General features: G+C 74.4%; 16 protein-coding genes. 6 read left to right on the plus strand and 10 right to left on the minus strand.

Annotation, left to right across the window (positions count from 1 at the left end; genetic code table 11):
• The first annotated feature begins 51 nt into the window (after window positions 1-51).
• Window positions 52-2,244: a lytic transglycosylase domain-containing protein gene (locus GT358_RS12580; RefSeq protein WP_166582979.1), complete on the plus strand. Its 2,193-nt coding sequence runs from the start codon at window positions 52-54 to the stop codon at window positions 2,242-2,244.
• Window positions 2,245-2,322: 78 nt separating this feature from the next.
• Window positions 2,323-3,306 (plus strand): BadF/BadG/BcrA/BcrD ATPase family protein, encoded by a 984-nt coding sequence (locus GT358_RS12585; RefSeq protein WP_166582980.1) that lies wholly within the window; start codon window positions 2,323-2,325, stop codon window positions 3,304-3,306.
• Window positions 3,307-3,311: 5 nt separating this feature from the next.
• Here GT358_RS12585 and GT358_RS12590 read toward each other — a convergent pair whose 3' ends face one another.
• Together GT358_RS12590 and GT358_RS12595 are read right to left on the minus strand one after the other, a co-directional pair.
• Window positions 3,312-3,899, minus strand: coding sequence for an RsmD family RNA methyltransferase (locus GT358_RS12590; RefSeq protein WP_166582981.1), 588 nt, complete (start codon window positions 3,897-3,899; stop codon window positions 3,312-3,314).
• Between the two features lie 4 nt (window positions 3,900-3,903).
• The gene (locus tag GT358_RS12595) at window positions 3,904-5,130 is read right to left on the minus strand and encodes an NAD(P)/FAD-dependent oxidoreductase (RefSeq protein WP_166582982.1); all 1,227 of its coding nucleotides are present in this window, start codon (window positions 5,128-5,130) and stop codon (window positions 3,904-3,906) included.
• A gap of 83 nt (window positions 5,131-5,213) precedes the next feature.
• On the opposite strand from GT358_RS12595, the gene GT358_RS12600 reads away from it, so the two are divergent.
• Window positions 5,214-5,702, plus strand: a complete 489-nt coding sequence (locus tag GT358_RS12600; RefSeq protein ID WP_166582983.1) for a peroxiredoxin — start codon at window positions 5,214-5,216, stop codon at window positions 5,700-5,702.
• Between the two features lie 7 nt (window positions 5,703-5,709).
• Here the strand turns inward: GT358_RS12600 and GT358_RS12605 are convergent, their stop codons facing one another.
• From GT358_RS12605 to GT358_RS12630, 7 genes are all read right to left on the minus strand, one after another.
• The gene (locus GT358_RS12605; RefSeq protein WP_166582984.1) at window positions 5,710-6,084 is read right to left on the minus strand and encodes a 4a-hydroxytetrahydrobiopterin dehydratase; all 375 of its coding nucleotides are present in this window, start codon (window positions 6,082-6,084) and stop codon (window positions 5,710-5,712) included.
• Window positions 6,077-6,697 carry a glutathione S-transferase family protein gene (locus GT358_RS12610; RefSeq protein WP_166582985.1) on the minus strand — a complete coding sequence of 207 codons (621 nt, stop codon included), beginning with the start codon at window positions 6,695-6,697 and terminating at the stop codon, window positions 6,077-6,079. The genes GT358_RS12605 and GT358_RS12610 overlap by 8 nt, the downstream gene beginning before the upstream one ends.
• Before the next feature lie 64 nt (window positions 6,698-6,761).
• Window positions 6,762-7,952 (minus strand): GNAT family N-acetyltransferase, encoded by a 1,191-nt coding sequence (locus GT358_RS16730; protein WP_371416288.1) that lies wholly within the window; start codon window positions 7,950-7,952, stop codon window positions 6,762-6,764.
• Window positions 7,949-8,713 carry a glycerophosphodiester phosphodiesterase family protein gene (locus tag GT358_RS16735; protein WP_243730873.1) on the minus strand — a complete coding sequence of 255 codons (765 nt, stop codon included), beginning with the start codon at window positions 8,711-8,713 and terminating at the stop codon, window positions 7,949-7,951. Before GT358_RS16735 ends, GT358_RS16730 begins: the two co-directional genes overlap by 4 nt.
• Complete coding sequence (locus tag GT358_RS12620; RefSeq protein WP_166582986.1) at window positions 8,710-9,171, minus strand: RidA family protein; 462 nt, start codon at window positions 9,169-9,171, stop codon at window positions 8,710-8,712. Before GT358_RS12620 ends, GT358_RS16735 begins: the two co-directional genes overlap by 4 nt.
• A 66-nt stretch (window positions 9,172-9,237) precedes the next feature.
• Entirely contained in the window at window positions 9,238-10,557 is a 1,320-nt protein-coding gene (locus GT358_RS12625; RefSeq protein ID WP_166582987.1) for an HlyD family type I secretion periplasmic adaptor subunit, read from the minus strand.
• Window positions 10,554-12,290 (minus strand): type I secretion system permease/ATPase, encoded by a 1,737-nt coding sequence (locus GT358_RS12630; RefSeq protein WP_166582988.1) that lies wholly within the window; start codon window positions 12,288-12,290, stop codon window positions 10,554-10,556. Before GT358_RS12630 ends, GT358_RS12625 begins: the two co-directional genes overlap by 4 nt.
• A gap of 114 nt (window positions 12,291-12,404) precedes the next feature.
• Here GT358_RS12630 and GT358_RS12635 point away from each other — a divergent pair, with 114 nt between their 5' ends.
• The 3 genes from GT358_RS12635 to GT358_RS12645 all read left to right on the plus strand — a co-directional run bounded on the left by GT358_RS12635 (window position 12,405) and on the right by GT358_RS12645 (window position 14,297).
• Window positions 12,405-13,166 (plus strand): VacJ family lipoprotein, encoded by a 762-nt coding sequence (locus GT358_RS12635; protein WP_166582989.1) that lies wholly within the window; start codon window positions 12,405-12,407, stop codon window positions 13,164-13,166.
• Window positions 13,166-13,765 carry a phospholipid-binding protein MlaC gene (locus GT358_RS12640; RefSeq protein WP_166582990.1) on the plus strand — a complete coding sequence of 200 codons (600 nt, stop codon included), beginning with the start codon at window positions 13,166-13,168 and terminating at the stop codon, window positions 13,763-13,765. The genes GT358_RS12635 and GT358_RS12640 overlap by 1 nt, the downstream gene beginning before the upstream one ends.
• Before the next feature lie 94 nt (window positions 13,766-13,859).
• A complete protein-coding gene (locus GT358_RS12645; RefSeq protein ID WP_243730874.1) occupies window positions 13,860-14,297 on the plus strand; it encodes a hypothetical protein in 438 nt (145 codons plus the stop codon).
• Between the two features lie 9 nt (window positions 14,298-14,306).
• Here GT358_RS12645 and GT358_RS12650 read toward each other — a convergent pair whose 3' ends face one another.
• Window positions 14,307-16,544, minus strand: a complete 2,238-nt coding sequence (locus tag GT358_RS12650; RefSeq protein WP_371416289.1) for a transglycosylase domain-containing protein — start codon at window positions 16,542-16,544, stop codon at window positions 14,307-14,309.
• Window positions 16,545-16,558 lie beyond the last annotated feature (14 nt).

Raw genomic sequence — 16,558 nt, forward strand, 5'->3', positions numbered from 1 at the left:
GGCAACTCCCCCGCGAATCCTGCTCTCCGCCACGACCGAGGGATTGCCTGCATGCCGAGTTCGGACCGTTTCGCCGCCGCCTGCCGCCGCCTGGCCGCCCTGATCGTCGTCGCTCTGGCCGCCTGGGGCGCCGCCCCGCCCGCCAGCGCCGAGCAGCCGGCCGTCGCGGCCCTGCGCGAGGCGGTCCGGCTGGCCGATCGCGGCCAGTGGGAGGCGGCGGCCCGCGCGGCCGAGCGCGGCGGGCCGGTGGTGGAGGCGATCATCCAGTGGCGGCACCTGCGCGACGGCGCGGGCACCGCCGAATTCGCCGAATACGCCACCTTCCTGCGCCGCCACCCGGACTGGCCCGGACTCGACCGCCTGCGCGCCAACGGGGAGACGGCGATCCGCGACGCCGCCCCGCCCGAAGCCGTGATCGCCTATTTCGGCGACGCGCTGCCCACGACCGGGATGGGGGCCGTGGCGCTGGCCCGCGCGCTCGAGGCGCAGGGCCGCGCCGGGGACGCCCGTGCCATGCTGCGCGAGGTCTGGCTCACCCAGCCGCTCAACGAATCGGGGCAGGCCCGCCTTCTGGCCGCCTATGGCGACGTGCTCGCCCCCCATCACGCCGCGCGCGCGGACGCGATGCTCTGGCGCTGGCGCACCGCCGATGCGGAGCGGATGATCCCGCTTCTGCCCGACGAGCGGCGGGCGCTGGTCCGCGCGCGGGTCGCCCTGATCCGCCAGCAGGGCGCGGCGGCCGACCGCATCGCCGCCCTGCCGGCAGGGCTGCGCGACCATCCCGGCCTCGCCTATGACCGCTTCGCGCGTATCGCCGAGGAGGGCCGCTGGAGCGAGGCGGCGAGCATCCTGCTCGCCCGGTCCGGCTCGACCGCCGCGCTGGGCGAGCCTGCGCGCTGGGCCTCGTGGCGGGCGCAGACCGCGCGCTGGGCCATGCGGCAGGGCCGCTACGAGGATGCCTACCGGATCGCCTCGCGGCACTTCCTGTCCGAGCCCTCCGAGTCCCATGCGGACCTGGAATGGATCGCAGGCTTCCTGTCGCTGCGCTTCCTCGACGAGCCCGCGCGCGCGCTCGAGCATTTCCGCCGCTCGGAGGCGCAGGTGACCGGGCCCATCTCCACCGCGCGCGCCGCCTACTGGCAGGGGCGCGCCGAGGAGGCGCTGGGGCTGGCCGACGACGCGGCCATCTCCTATGCCCGGGCGGCGACCAACCAGACGGCCTTCTACGGCCTTCTGGCCGCCGAAAAGCTGGGCCTGACGCTCGATCCGTCGCTCACGGGGCTCGAGGATTTCGGCGACTGGCGGAGCTCGGGCATCCTGGCGGGCGAGCTGGGTCAGGCGATGCTGATGCTGCTGGCCGCCGGCGAGCGCAGCGACGCGATCCTGTTCGCCCGCGCGCTGGCCCGCTCTCTCGACCGGCAGGGCATCGGCCAGCTCGCCAACCTCCTCGAGGAGATGCACGAGGCGCATATCGCCGTGCTGGTGGGCAAGACCGCGGCCGAGCGCGGCATCATCGTGCCGGCCGCCTATTTCCCGCTGCATCCCATGGCCTGGCGGGACTGGCCCGTGTCGGGCGAGCTGGCGCTGGCCATCGCGCGGCGCGAATCCGAGTTCAGCCCGGCCGTGACCTCGCCCGTGGGCGCGCAGGGGCTGATGCAGCTCATGCCCGGCACCGCGCGCGAGGTGGCGGGCTGGCTGGGCCTGAGCCACAGCCCCGCGCGGCTCAACGACTGGGAATACAATGCCCGGCTGGGCACGCGCTATCTCCAGATGCTCGAGGGGATGTTCGGCCCCTCGCCCGTGCTGGTGGCGGCGGGCTACAATGCCGGACCCGGACGGCCCCGCCAGTGGATGGCCGAGCGCGGCGACATCCGCCGCGAGGACGTGGACGTGATCGACTGGATCGAGATGATCCCCTTTGCCGAGACGCGCATCTACGTCATGCGCGTGACCGAGTCGCTGCCGGTCTACCGCGCCCGCCTGACGGGCGAGACGGGGCCGGTGGAGTTCACCCGCCTGCTGCGCGGCGAGCCGCCGCGCATCCGGCCCGCGACGCGGCCGCGCCTCGTGGACGCCTCGACGCTGGTGGCGCAGGACCGTCTGTCGGCCTCGAACGTGTCCGCCGAGATCGACGAGGCGGTGGCCGGCGCGGTGGCGCGCGAACTGGCCGAGGAGGTCGCGCGCCAGACGGCCGTGCCCGGCCTGCGGCCCGTCCCGCGCCCCGTGGCGGCCCCGCCCGGCTGAGGCGCCCGCCGGTCGGCCCCGCTGGACTCCGGCGCCCGGTCGCGGGACAAGCGCGACCGGGCCGCGGCGGAGGGAGGCATGGGCGGAGCCTGGGTGGCGGCGATCGACGGGGGCGGGACCAAGACGGCGCTCGCGCTCGCCTCGCGCGCGGGGGGGGTGCGCGTGGCGGCCCCGCGCGGCGGCAGCAATCCGCAGGACGGGCCCGGCTGGCGCGCGGTGCTGGAGGCCGTGCTGGACGAGGCGCTCGGGGCGCCGGGCGGGCTGGCGGCGCTGGTGGCCGGGCTGCCCGGCCATGGCGAGGTTGCCGCGCACGAGCGCGCGGTGGAGGCGCTGCTCGGCGACCGTCTGGGCGGACCGCCGGACGGCCCCCTGCCCTGGGAGGGGATCAACGACGTGGCGCTGGCCCATCTGGGCGCCTTCGGCGGCGCCGAGGGGGTGCTGGTCCTGTCGGGCACGGGCTCCATGGCCATGGCGCGGGGCCCGCTCGGCTTTGTCCGCGCCGGCGGCTGGGGCGACGTGCTGGGCGACGAGGGCAGCGCCGCCGCGATCGGGCGCGAGGCGCTGACGCTGGCCGCGCGTGCGCTCGACGGCCGCGCGCCGGAGGCGGAAGGCTTTGCGCAGGCGCTCTGCGCCCGGATCGGGGCGCCGCCCGGCCCCTTCGGGCCGCTCGAATGGCTGATGGCGCGGGGGGATCGGCCCCGCGCGGCCGTGGCCGGGGCGGCCCGGGCCGTGGATGCGCTGGCTGCGGCGGGCGATCCCCACGCGGCCCGTCTGCTCGACCGGGCGGGGGCGGAGCTGGCCCTGGCGGCCGAGGCTGCGGCCCGGCGGGCCGGACTGCCCGCCCCGTCCCCCTGGGTGCCGGCGGGCGGCGCCTTCGCGAGTGCCCTGCTGCGCCGCGCGGTCGAGGACCGGCTCGGCCCGGCGGGGCGGGCGCGGCTGTCGGCGCTGGGAGGCGGTCTGCTGCGGGCGGCGCAACTGGCGGGCTGGCAGCCCGACACCTTCTGGGCCGACAGGGTCGAGGCCGCCCTGGCCGCGGCCCCGGCCCCCGCGCATCCGGCCTGACCGCCTCAGGCCGGGGCCGCCTCCTCGCTGCGCGGAACGGTGGTCAGAAGCGTCAGATGGGCGATGCCGTGCCGGCGCCGGTCCAGCAGGCGCGTGCCCGGCAGGGGCATCATCGGGGCGCCCTCCTCCCAGACGACGAGCGCGCCGGGCGCGAGCCAGCCCCCCGCCAGCGCCGAGCCCAGCGCGCGCTGGCCCATGCCGCGCCCGTAGGGCGGGTCGAGAAAGCACAGGGTGAAGGGCGGCTCGGCGAGCGGGGGCAGGCGCTGGGCGTCGCGCGCGATGAGACGGGCCCGGTCCGCCAGCCCCGCCCGCGCGAGGTTCTCGCGGATCAGCCGGATCGCGGGGCGTCCCTCCTCCACCAGCGTCGCGGCGGCCGCCCCGCGCGAGAGCGCCTCGACCGACAGCGCCCCCGTGCCGGCGAACAGGTCGAGCACGCGCGCCCCTCCGACGGGGTCGCCGAAACGCCCCCCCTCGAGCAGGCCGAAGATCGCCTCGCGCACGCGGTCGGCCGTGGGGCGCAGGGCCGCGGCCGGGTCGCCCGCCCCCGGATCGGCCAGGCGCAGGCCCCGGAGCGCGCCGCCCACCACGCGCATCGCCTCAGGCCCTCAGCAGCGCCTTGAGGTCCGTGGCCGGATCGGCCAGGACCTCGGGCGCGGGCGAGCGGCCGGCCTCGATCAGCCGCTTGCCGATCATGTAGGCGCGCGGGTCGTTCATCGCGTCCACGGCGAGCAGCCGGTCGCCCCGGAAGTACCAGTGCGAGCGCGGCGCCTGCTCGCCCGCGCCGGCCGACCGGACCACGATGCGGTCGTGCCCGGTTCCCAGCCCGGCGATCTGGAGCTTGCAATCGTACTGGTCCGACCAGAACCACGGCGCGGCGCGATAGGGCGTCTCCGCCCCGAGGATGTTGCGGGCCACCGTCTCGGCCTGGTCGATGGCATGGCCCACCGATTCGAGGCGGATGCGCCCCTCGCCATGCGGAAACGAGGCGCAATCGCCCGCCGCCCAGACATGCGGCGCCGAGGTGCGGCCGTATTCGTCGGTGCGGATCCCGTTCTCCACTGCGATGCCCGCGCTCTCGGCCAGGGCGGTGTTGGGCACGATGCCGATCCCCACGAGAACCAGATCGGCCGCCACCTCGGCTCCGTCCGACAGGCGCGCCCCGCGCACCCGACCCTGCCCGTCGTCGAGCAGCCGGTCGAGACCCGTCTCCTCGCGGATCTCCACCCCGTGGGCGCGGTGAAGCGCCCGGATGTAGTCGGCCGTCTCGGGCGCGGCCACGCGGGCGAGGATGCGCGGCGCCATCTCCACCACCGTCACGCGCAGGCCGCGCTGGGCCGCCACCGCCGCCCCCTCGAGGCCGATATAGCCGCCGCCCACCACGAGGGCCGGCCGGCCGGGGACCATCTCGGGGGCGAGCGCGTCGGCATCGCGGATGTCGCGCATCGTGTGGACCCCCCGCAGGTCGCCCCCCATCGCGGCCGGCAGCCGCCGGGGCGTGGAGCCCGTGCAGAGCACGAGCTCGTCATAAGGGATCTCGGCCCCGGTCACGAGGGTGACGACTCGCCGGCCCGTGTCGATCGCCGCCGCTTCGGCGCCGAGGCGCAGGTCGATTCCGTGCTCGGAGTAGAAGGCCTCGGGGCGCAGGTAGAGCCGCTCGCGCGGCAGCTCGCCGAGCAGGTAGTCCTTGGACAGCGGCGGGCGCTGGTAGGGGGGGTGGGGCTCGGCCCCGATCAGCGTGATCGTGCCGTCGAAGCCCTCGGCGCGCAGCCGCGCCACCAGCGCAAGCCCCGCCTGTCCGGCGCCCACCACGACGACATGGGTCATCCCGCATCTCCCCGCTTGACGGCGCGCACCGTATCCGCCCCATTGGCCCGTGCAACCGGAAAGGGCCGGAAGGGAGACGTGCCATGGCGATCGCGGCGGGCGAGCGGCTGCCCGAGGGACGGGTTCTGCGGATGGGCGAGGGGGGCGTGGAGGAGGTGGCCACGCGCGAGCTGTTCGCCGGGCGCCGCGTGGTCCTGTTCGGGGTGCCGGGGGCCTATACCTCCACCTGCACGAATGCCCATGTCCCGAGCTTCGTGCGCACGAGGCCCCGCCTCGCGGAGAAGGGGGTGGACGCGGTCCTCTGCCTGGCGGGCAACGATCCCTTCGTGCTGCGCGCCTGGGGCGAGGCGACGGGTGCGACCGCGGCCGGGATCGAGATGATCGCCGACCCGTCGGGCGACTGGATCGTGGCCCTGGGCGAGGAGCTGACCAACCCGGCCGTGGGATTTCACCGCCGCTCGCGCCGCTTCGCGGCCCTGATCGAGGACGGGGTGGTGCGGCACTGGGCCGACGAGGAGAGCCCCGGCGCCTGCACCGTCTCCTCGGGGGAGGCGATGCTCGAACGGATCTGAGCGCCCCTCAGCCGCCCTGCGCGCGGGCGTGCTCGACCTTGCACAGGCAGACGATCGCCTCGGTCTGGTCGCGCTGGACCTCGGCCTCGCCGGCGAGGGCGTCGATGCGGGGGGCCATCTCCACGTCGAGGCGCGACAGCCCGTCGCAGGCATGGGTGGTCAGGCGCAGGTCCACCACGTTGTAGACGTTGCGCCAGTCGGGATGGTGCCCCGACTTCTCGGCCAGAAGCGCCACGCGCGACATGAAGCCCCAGGCCTCGGAGAAGGAGCGGAACTTCCAGATCTTGCGGATCGCGTCCGTTTCCGGGTCCGCGCCCCAGCCCGCCTCTCCCAGGGGGGGCAGGAGCCGGTCGCGTTCCTCCTGCGTGAGCCGTTCAACCATCGGTCGTCTCCCGTTCCACGAGAAGCCGGTCGTCCTCCTCGGCCGCGCGCAGGCGGGCGGGACGATCGGCGATGCGCTCCCAATACGCTGCAAGCGCGGGATCGGACGGCAGCGTGCCGAAGAGCAGGCCGAAGCCCACCTGCGAGCCGAGATAGACGTCCACGGCCGAGAAGCGGTCGCCCACGGCAAAGTCGCGGCCGCGCAGATGGTCGCAGAGCACCCGCAGCACGGTGTCGAAATCGCCCCAGCCCGCGCGGCCGCGATGCTCGGGCGCGACCTCCCAGCCGAAGGAGCGGCTGACGATGGCCTGCTCGAGCGGGCCGGCCGCGAACAGGAGCCACCGCCAGAAGCCCGCCCGGTCCCCGGGCAGAAGGTCCGCCTCGGGAAAGGCCTCGGCGAGATAGCCGCAGATCGCGGCCGTCTCGGTCACCACGGCGCCGTCATGGACCAGCGCGGGGACCTTGCCCATCGGGTTGATCGCCCGGTAGGCGGGGTCCTTCATGGGCGCCCCGAAGGCGACGATCCGCGCCTCGTAGGGCTGGCCCGTCTCCTCGATCATCCAGCGGGCGATGCGGCCGCGCGACTGGGGATGGGTGTAGAGGACGAGGGCCATGGCGCGCTCCGGTCCGTTCGGGCGCAGCCTAGCCGGTCCCGGTCCGCCGATCCAGCGGCCGCCCTCACTCGCGTTCGGGGGGCGCCCCGGGTCGCGGGCCGCGGCGGAAGGGCCCGAGGGCGGTCATCACCGCGATCTCGGTGTCCACGGCCGCGCGCTCGCGCACGACGAACTCGGCCACGGCGGCGCGCAGGCGGTCGTCGGCGATCCAGTGGAGCGAATGGGTGCGCACCGGGCGGTAGCCGCGCGCGACCTTGTGCTCGCCCTGCGCGCCAGCCTCCACGCGCGCCAGCCCGTGCGCCAGCGCCCAGTCGATCGCGCGGTGATAGCAGAGCTCGAAATGCATGAAGGGGATCGTCTCGGTGGCGCCCCAGTAGCGGCCGAACAGCGCCTCGCGTCCGATCCAGTTGAGCGCGCCCGCCACGGGACGCCCCCTCCGGGCGGCGACAAAGAGCACCACGTCCTCGGCCATGCGCTCGGCCGCGAGGTCGAAGAAGCGGCGCGTCAGGTAGGGCCGGCCCCACTTGCGCGCGCCGGTGTCCTGATAGAAGCGCCACATCGCATCCCAGTGCGCGGGGCGCAGGTCCGCACCCGCAAGCGCCTCGATCGTCCCGCCGAAGCCCTGGGCCGCGGCCCGCTCGTGGCGGATGGCCTTGCGCTTGCGCGACGACAGGGTGTCGAGGAAGTCCGCAAAGTCGCGATAGCCCTCGTTGAACCAGTGGAACTGCTCGCCCGTGCGGGGGATCAGGCCCAGCGCCGCGCCGGCCTCGGCCTCGGAGCCGGTGCAAAAGGTGAGATGGGCCGAGGACAGGTCGTTGTCCTCCACGAGGCGCACGAGCGTGCCGAGAAGGGCGGGCTGCGCCGTCGCCTCGGTCCCCGGCCGGCACAGGAGGCGGCGGCCGGGGACGGGGGTGAAGGGGACGGCCACCTGGAGCTTGGGATAGTAGCGGCCGCCCGCGCGCTCCCAGGCGTCGGCCCAAGACCAGTCGAAGACGTATTCGCCCTGGCTGTGGCCCTTGACGTAGAGGGGCAGCACGGCGAGGAGGCGGCCGCCCTCGCGCAGCGCGAGGGGGCGGGGCTGCCAGCCCGTGCCGGGCCCGACCGAGCCCGATTCCTCGAGCGCGAGGAGGAAGCGATGCGTCGTGAAGGGATCGAGGGGCCGGCCGCCGTCGGCCGTCTCGGGGGCGGCGCAGGCATCCCAGTCCGCGGCCGGGATCTCGGCCACGGAGGCATGCGCCGTCACCGTGAGGCTCACGCCCGGTAGCCCTCGAAGGTGACGTTGTCGGCCACGAGCCGCGCCAGACGCTCCTGCCAGGGGGCGCGGATGGTCCAGCACAGGATGGCCGCGCCGCGCCGGCGGAGGCGGCGCAGGTCCGGCCGCCACAGGTCGAGCGCCTTGTGGCTGACAAAGGAGGCGCCCGTCCGGTCGTAATGCTTCACGAGGCGCAGCTGGGTGAGGACCGCCTCGGGGATGCCCGGCCAGTCGCGGGCGCGGAAGGGATCGGTGGTCAGGCCGCGCGGCAGGTCCGGGCGCAGCTCGGCCAGACGGGCCACCATGTGCGGGTTGAAGGACATGAGCGCCACCGGCCCCTCGTAGCCGTGGAGCGCACGTGCGGTCGCCTCCTCCAGATGGGCCGGCCCCTCGCCCAGCTCGCCGGTCTGGTCCTTGAGCTCGATGAGGAGCGGCACGCGCCCCCGCACGAGGGCGAGCAGGTCCGACAGGCGCGGGATCGTCTCGCCGCCGCCGCCGCGCAGCGGGATGCGCACGAGTTCGGCCGCCTCGCGCGCGGCGACGGGCCCCGTCTCGTCCGTCAGCCGGTCGAGGTCGTGGTCGTGGAACACCATCGCCTCGCCGTCGGCCGAGGGCTGGAGGTCGAATTCGAGCGGGTAGCCCGCCTCGATCCCCGCGCGCACGGCCGCGAGCGAGTTCTCGGGCCGCCCCTCGCCCCAGAGCGCGCGATGCGCCACGGGGCGGTCGAGAAAGGCGCGCGGGAGCGGAACGACGGGGGCGCTCATCGCAGAAGGAACACGCCTTCCACCTCCACGGCGGCGCCGAGGGGCAGGGCGGAGACGCCGATGGCCGAGCGCGCATGCCGACCCGCCTCGTCCAGAAGGGCCACGAACAGGTCGGAGGCGCCGTTGACCACCTTGGGCTGGTCGACGAAGCCCGGCGCGGAGGCGACAAAGCCCGTGAGCTTGACCACCCGCAGCAGCCGGTCCCAGTCGCCCCCGCAGGCGGCACGCACCTGCGACAGGAGCTGGAGCGCGCAGCTCTCGGCCGCCCTGGCGCCCTCCTCGATCGACAGGTCGCCCCCCAGCGTGCCGCGCCAGACGCCGCCCGAGGCGTCGCGCGAGATCTGGCCCGAGACGTGCAGAAGGTCGCCCGCGCGCACGAAGGGCACATAGGATGCGAGCGGCGCGGCCGGCTCGGGCAGAACGAGGCCCCGGTCCCTGAGGCGGTCGTCGATGGTCATGGTCTCTCCCCCTGCTGCAGCGCGCGGACGGTAGTGCGCTGCCCGCCGCCCGTCCACCGGAGGCGCTCAGGTCTCCCGGAAGGCCTTGGCGAAGTAGTCGGTGAGCGGCTTGAGCAGGAACGACAGGGGCGTGCGCTCGCCCGTGCGGATGAAGGCCTCGACCGGCATCCCGGGCAGGAGCGCCATGCCGGGGGGCAGGCGGTCGTGCTCACCCTCGGCGATCTCGATATCGGCGCGGTAGAAGCTGAGGCGCGAAGCCTGGTCCTGGAAGGCATCGGCCGAGACCTGGGTCACGCGGCCGCGCAGTTCGGGCGTCTGGCGCTGGTTGAAGGCGGGAAAGCGCAGGATGACCTCTTGACCGACATGGACCTCGTCCACATGGATGGGCTCCACCTGGCTCGCGATCACCAGGGGGCGGTCTTGGGGCACGATGTAGAGGACCGGCTCGGCCGCGCGGATGACCGAGCGGGGGGCGAACACCGTCATGCCGTGGACGATGCCGCCCACGGGCGCGCGGAGGTCGAGCCGCTCGAGCCGCAGCAGCAGCGCCCGGCGCCGCTCGGACAGGTCGATCTCGTCGAACTGGAGGTCGCGCAACCGCGAGGATGCCTCCTCGCGCCGGGCCGATTCGAGGCGCAGGATCTCGATCTCGATCTCGGTGATGCGGCCCTCGGCCTGGGCGGCGGCGGCCACGAGCTCGCCCTTGCGCCCCTCGAGCGCGGCCTGTTCGCGCTCGAGCTCGAGCACGCGGCCCGCCTGCGCAAGCCCGCGGTCGAGCAGCGACTGCTGGGCGGCAAGCTCGCGCGCGATCAGGGCGAGCTGGGTCTCGATGGCGGCCTGCTGGGCGCGGATGCCCTCGATCTGGCTGGCGATCTGGCCGCGCCGCCGGGTGAGCTGCTCGACCTCGCGCAGCGCGGTCTCGCGGCGCTGGGCGAAGAGCCGCTCGGAGCCCGCCATCAGCTCCGCGGCGACGGGATTGGTCGATTCGGCCAGAAGCGGATCAAAGGTCAGCCGGTCCGCGCCCGATTCCTCGGCCTCGAAGCGGGCGCGGCGGGCGAGCACCTCCAGAAGCTGCCCCTCCACGACGGCAAGTTCGCTCTCGAGCGCGCGCGCATCGAGCCGCACGAGCAGGTCGCCCGCCTCGACCCGGTCGCCGTCCGCCACCAGGATCTCGGCCACCACGCCGCCGTCCAGATGCTGGACGACCTGGCGGTTCTGGGCGACCTCGACCCGGCCATGGGCGATCACCGCCCCCGTGATCGGCGTGAGACCGGCCCAGAGGCCGAATCCGCCCACGAGGACCAGCAGGCACAGAAGGCCCAAGACCAGGGGCGGCCCGGCCGACCATCGCACGGCCGGCGGTCGGGGATCGGGACGCGCGGTCATGTCACGCCCCCTGCGGGGGTGGGCGCGATCTGCCGGTGGTTGGCGACCGTCTCGCGCAGGACGTCCTCCTTGGGACCGAAGGCGCGGCGGGCCCCGTTCTCGAGCAGCAGCAGCAGGTCGCATTCGGCGATGGCGGCGGGGCGGTGGGCCATGATGAGCACGGCCGCCCCGCGGGCCTTGAGCGCGCGGATCGCGGCGTTGAGCGCCACGGAGCCGTCGTTGTCGAGGTTCGAGTTGGGCTCGTCGAGGACCACCACGACGGGATCGCCGTAGAGCGCGCGCGCAAGCCCGATGCGCTGGATCTGCCCGCCCGAGAGGCGGCCCCCGGCGGCCGAGACGCGCGTGTCGTAGCCCTCGGGCAGGCGCAGGATCATCTCGTGCGCGGCCGCCTGCTGGGCGGCGCGGACCACGGCGGCGTCGTCGGGTTCGGGCGACAGCCGGGCGATGTTCTCCTTGATGGTCCCGTCGAACAGCGTCACGCGCTGGGGCAGATAGCCGATGTAGCGGCCGAGCACGTCCGGGTCGTACTGGTCGAGCGCGGCGCCGTCGAGGCGGATCTTGCCCGCCGCCGGGCGCCAGGCGCCGGTGATGGCGCGCGCCAGCGTGGACTTGCCCGCGCCCGACAGGCCGATGACCCCCACCGCCTGTCCGGGCTCCACGCGGAAGCTGACCATCCGCAGCGTCGCCTGCGTCTCGCCGGGCGGAACCACCGTCACCTGCTCGAGTTCGAGACGGCCGCGCGGGCGGGGCAGGGCGGTGCGCCGCATCTCCTCCGGGACGGCGCCGAGCAGCCGCGCGAGGTTGGTCCAGGCCTCGCGGCCCCGCGCGAGCACCGCCCATTGGCCGACGATCACCTCGACCGGGGCGAGCGCGCGGCCGAGCAGGATGGAGCCCGCGATCATCGCGCCCGCCGTCATCTCGCCGCGCAGGACCAGAAAGGCCCCGAGCCCGAGCATGGCCGATTGCAGGAACAGCCGGACGGCCCGGATCACGGCGCTGTAGGTGCCGCCCGCATCCTGCGCGCCGATGGCCGAGGCGAGCGCACGGGCGCGCGCCTCGTTCCAGCGGGCGAAGGCCGCCTCGCGCATGCCGAGCGACTGGATCGTCTCGCCTTCCTGCCGGATCTGGCTGCCGGCCGCGTCGGCGGCAAAGGCGCTGTGGGCCGCCACCTCGAGCGGGCGACGCGTCGCGGCCTGGTTCATGAGCGCAAGCAGGATCAGCACGGCCGCCCCGACGAGCGCCAGATAGCCCATCCACGGATGGAACAGGAAGATGCCCGCAAAGAACAGCGGCGCAAAGGGCACGTCGAACAGCGCCATCAGCGCCGGCGAGGTCAGCGCGCGCTGGACGGATTCGAGGTCGCGCAGGCCGGTCTGGGCCTCGCGCTCGGCCCGGGCGAGCGAGCCGGCCCGCAGGCTGGCGGAAAACACCCGCCGGTCGAGCCGCGACTGGAACCGCGCGCCGACCCGGCCCATCAGGCGCCCGCGCACGAAATCGAGCACCGCCATGCAGCCGTACAGAAAGGCCACAAGGACCGACAGCGCGATCAGCGTCTCCACCGAGCGCGAACCCAGCACCCGGTCATAGACGTTGAGCATGTAGAGCGGCCCCGTGAGCATCAGCAGGTTCACCGCCAGGCTGAACACCGCCACGGCGACCAGAAGACCGCGGCTTTCCGCCCGGGCCGCACGAAGCTCGGCAAGTCCCCGCGCAAGATGCTCCTCGGCAGCCATCGGCTCCTCCGATCCTCACGGCGGCGCGAGGCGGGCGTGAGGCCCCGGGGGTTCGCGTCCGACCGCAGGACCGCTATAGCAGATGCGACGTCGGCCGACACGGGGGGTCCGTTCATGCCACGCCGTTCCGATCCCGCGCCGGCGGGCCCCGCGCGGCCGGCCCTCCTCTGGGCCCTGGCCCTCCTGGCGGCGGCCGCGGGCTGCACGCCGGCCCCGCCGGGCGAGGCGTTCAACGACCCGTTCGAGGCCCGCAACCGCGAGATCCATGCCTTCAACAAGGCCCTCGACCAGGCGGTGCTGCGTCCGCTGGCGCGCGCGGCCCTCGAGGCCCCGCCCGAACTGACCCAGCCCGTGGTCAACGTCTCGGCCCATGCCGGTCTGCCCGGAACGGTGGTCAACAACCTTCTTCAGGGGGATCTGGAAGGCGCGGCCACCAATACGCTGCGCTTTGCGATCAACACGACGCTGGGGCTGGCCGGCCTGTTCGATCCGGCGGGCGAGATCGGCCTGCGGGAGGTGGAGACCGATTTCGGCGCCACGCTGGCGGCCTGGGGGGTGCCGGAGGGGGCCTATCTGGAACTGCCGGGCATCGGCCCCTCCACCGAGCGCGACGCAGCGGGGCGGGTCGTGGACTTCCTCGTCGATCCGCTCGACCGCCTCGTGCAGCTGCCGCTCGCGCTGCGCGTGGCCGCCAAGGCCGGCGAGGAGGTCGTCGAGCGGGCGCAACTCTTTGGCGTGATCGACGATATTCTCTATCAGAGCGCGGACTCCTATGCCCAGGCTCGCCTGATCTACCTGCAGAACCGCCGCTTCGAGCTGGGCGACACCCGCGACGAGGCGGAGGTCTTCTTCGATCCCTATGAGGAGGAGTTCTGATGCTGCATCTCAGCCGTCGCGCCGCGCTGGCGCAGGGGGGCGCGCTTGCCGCCCTGCTCGCCCTGGCCCCCGCCGCCCTGGCGCAGGATGTGGGGCGCGCCCGCGCGCTGGTGGACGAGCTTGTGGCGCAGGTCAACGCGGTGATCGCGAGCGGCCTGCCCGAGGCGGCCATGATCGACCGCTTTGCGGCGATCTTCCTCGCCTATGCGGACGTGCCCACGATCGCGCGCTACAGCCTGGGCGCCGATGCCCGCGCGCTCAGCGCCGACCAGATGGCGCGCTACACGCAGGCCTTCGCCGCCTATGTCGCGCGCAAGTACGGCTCGCGCTTCCGGGAGTTCATCGGCGGGCAGGTGGTGGTGGAGGACGCGCGCCCCGTCCCCAACGGCATCGAAGTGCGCACGACCGCCTATCTGCGCGGGCAGGCCCCGTTCCGGGTCGATTTCTGGGTCTCCGACCGGTCCGGGCAGCTCAAGTTCTTCAACATGGTGGTCGAGGGCGTGAACATGCTCCTGGCCGAGCGGACCGAGATCCAGGCCATGCTGGACCAGCGCCGCGGCGACGTGGAGCGGCTGATCGCCGATCTGGCGCGGGGCTGACCGGGACGCGGCCCTCCGGCCCGGACCCCGGACGGGGCCTGGCCGGAGCCTGTCCGCGCTCCATATCGGGGCGCAGCCCCCGTCGGAGAACGCCATGCGCTTCAGTCCCCTGCCCTGCCTCGGCCTTGTCGCCCTTCTGGCCGGAGCGGCTGGCGCCGCGGCCCTGCCCTGGGACGGGACCTACCGGCCCACGCTCGGCGCCGATTGCAGCCGGATCGGCGAGGAAGGCGGCGCGGTGCGCATTGCCGAGGGCGAGTTCCACGGGATCGGCGCGGTCTGCGAGATGACCAATCCCGTGGACGTGCTCGACATGGACGCCACCCTCTATGTCATGGAATGCGAAGGCGGGGGCGAGACCTGGACCGAGCGGGCCATGCTGATGCGGGCCGCCGAGGGGGATGCGGTCTTCGTGATCTGGAACGGCTATGCCTTCCGCTACGAACGCTGTCCCGACCCCGCGGAGGAGGCGGCCGACGAGCCCGCCGCCCCTGAGGTCCCCGGGGCGCCCGACGGCGAGGCGCCCGTCCTCTGACCGCCGGACCTACTGACCCGACAGGATGGAGATGAGTGCGTCGAGCACGGCATCCTGGGCCGCGTCGCGCGCGGGGCGCGGGGGCGGGGCGGCGCCCTCGGGCGGGCCGAAGGCGCTCTCGAGCGCGGCGTCGAGCGCGGGGTCCGTGGTCAGGGGGCCGAACGCGGCCTCGAGCGCGGCATCCACCGCCGGATCGCCCGTGCCGCGGAAGGGCTCGCCCGTGCCGTCGGCCAAGAGGCCGCCCGGATCGACAAACCCGCCCGGCGTGCCGCGGGGGGGCGTCATCGGCAACGGGCGGGGCGGGATGTCCTCGAGTACCCGGACCATGGTCTCGCGCCAGATCTCGGCGGGCAGGCCCCCGCCCGTGACGCCGGTCAGCGGCGTGTTGTCGTCGTAGCCCATCCACACGCCCGTGACGTAATCGGCGGAAAAGCCGATAAACCACGCATCGCGCGCGGCCTGGGTGGTGCCGGTCTTGCCCGCGATCTGCCAGCCGGGAATGCGCGCGCGTCCCCCCGTGCCCTCCTCGACGACGCGCCACATCATCCAGACGAGTTCCTGCGCCGCGCGTTCGCTGATGACCCGGTCGCGGATGCCGCCGCCCACGCCCATGACGGGTTGTTCGTCGCCCAGCAGCGACAGCTCCACGAGGCCGTAGGGCGCCACGGCCGAGCCGCCGTTGAGGATGCCGGCATAGGCCGCGGTCATCCGCAGCAGGGTCGATTCGGACGCCCCGAGCGCCAGGGCGGGCCCGAGCGCCAGGTCGCCGCGCAGGCCGAACCCCTCGGCCACCGCGCGGACGCGGTCGCGGCCCACCTGCTCGCTCAGCAGCACGGCGGGGATGTTGCGGCTCTCGGCGAGCGCCTGGGTCAGGGTGATCCGGCCCTTGAAGGTGCGGTCGTAGTTCTCCGGGCACCACTGGCCCGATCCGGCGATGGTCATGCAGAGCGGCGTGTCGTCCACGCGGTCCTCGGGGTCGAGGCCGAGATCGAGCGCGGCGGCGAAGACGAAGGGCTTGAAGGCCGAGCCGGTCTGGCGCAGCGCCATGGTGGCGCGGTTGAAGCGGCCGGCCCCGTCCTCGCGCCCGCCGACCATGGCCCGCACGGCGCCGTCGGCGGACATGACGACGATGGCCGCCTGCGCCTGGCTGCCTGCCCGGACGCGCGTCTCGAAGACGGTGCGCAGCGCCGTCTCGGCCGCACGCTGGATACGCGGGTCGAGCGTGGTGCGGATGATGACGTCCTCCGTGGTGCCGGAGGTGAAGAATTCCGGCCCCGTATCCATCACCCAGTCCGCAAAGGCGCCGCCGGAGCGCGCGGAGGCCCGCGGCGACAGGCGGGCGGGATTGGCGCGCGCCTCCTCCGCCTGGGCGGCGGTCAGGTAGCCCTGCTCCTCCATCAGCCCGACGACGATGCGTGCGCGGTCCTGCGAGCGGGCGAGGTTGGCGGTCGGGGCATAGGTGGAGGGCGCCCGCAGGAGCCCCGCGAGCATCGCCGCCTCGGCGGGGTTCACCTCGGCCGCGCCCTTGTCGAAGTAGCGTCGCGCTGCCGCCTCGAAGCCGCGCGTGCCCGCGCCCAGATAGGCGCGGTTGAGGTAGATCGTGAGGATCTCCTCCTTGGAATAGCGCAGCTCCATGGCGAGCGCGTAGATGGCTTCCTCCGCCTTGCGCCACAGCGAGGTGCGGCGGCAATCGGCCTCGTAGGCAGCCTCGTCGGCCCAGCGTTCGGGGTCGAAGGGCCGTCCGATGCAGAGCAGCTTGGCCGTCTGCTGGGTGATGGTGGAGCCGCCATGCCCCTCGAAGGCGCCGCGGCCGGCCGAGAGGTTGATGCGGATGGCCCCGGCGATCCCCTGCGGGTCGAGGCCCGGATGCCACCAGAAGCGGCGGTCCTCGGTCGCGATCACCGCGTTGCGCAGATGCGGCGAGACGGAATCGGCCGTGACCATCCCGCCGAACTGGTCGCCGCGCCAGGCGAAGGGCTCGCCGTGCCGGTCGAGCAGCGTCACCGAGCCGCGGGCGCGGCCGTCCACCAGCTCGGTGGCCGGCGGCAGCCGAGCAGCCTGCCAGGCGACGGCTCCGCCGAGAATCAGCCCGCCGAGAACGGCGGCGCGCCAGCCCACCGCCCAGACCGCCCCGAGCACCGCCCGCACCAGGGCTGCCAGAAGCCCCAGAAGCCAGCCCACCGGGCCGCGCCGGCGCGCCGGCGCGGCCGCGCGCGTCCTGCGGCCGCCGCCCGATCCGCCCCGCACCCGCGAGGGGCCCG

Source organism: Rubellimicrobium sp. CFH 75288, assembly GCF_009904055.1.
Lineage (GTDB): Bacteria > Pseudomonadota > Alphaproteobacteria > Rhodobacterales > Rhodobacteraceae > Rubellimicrobium.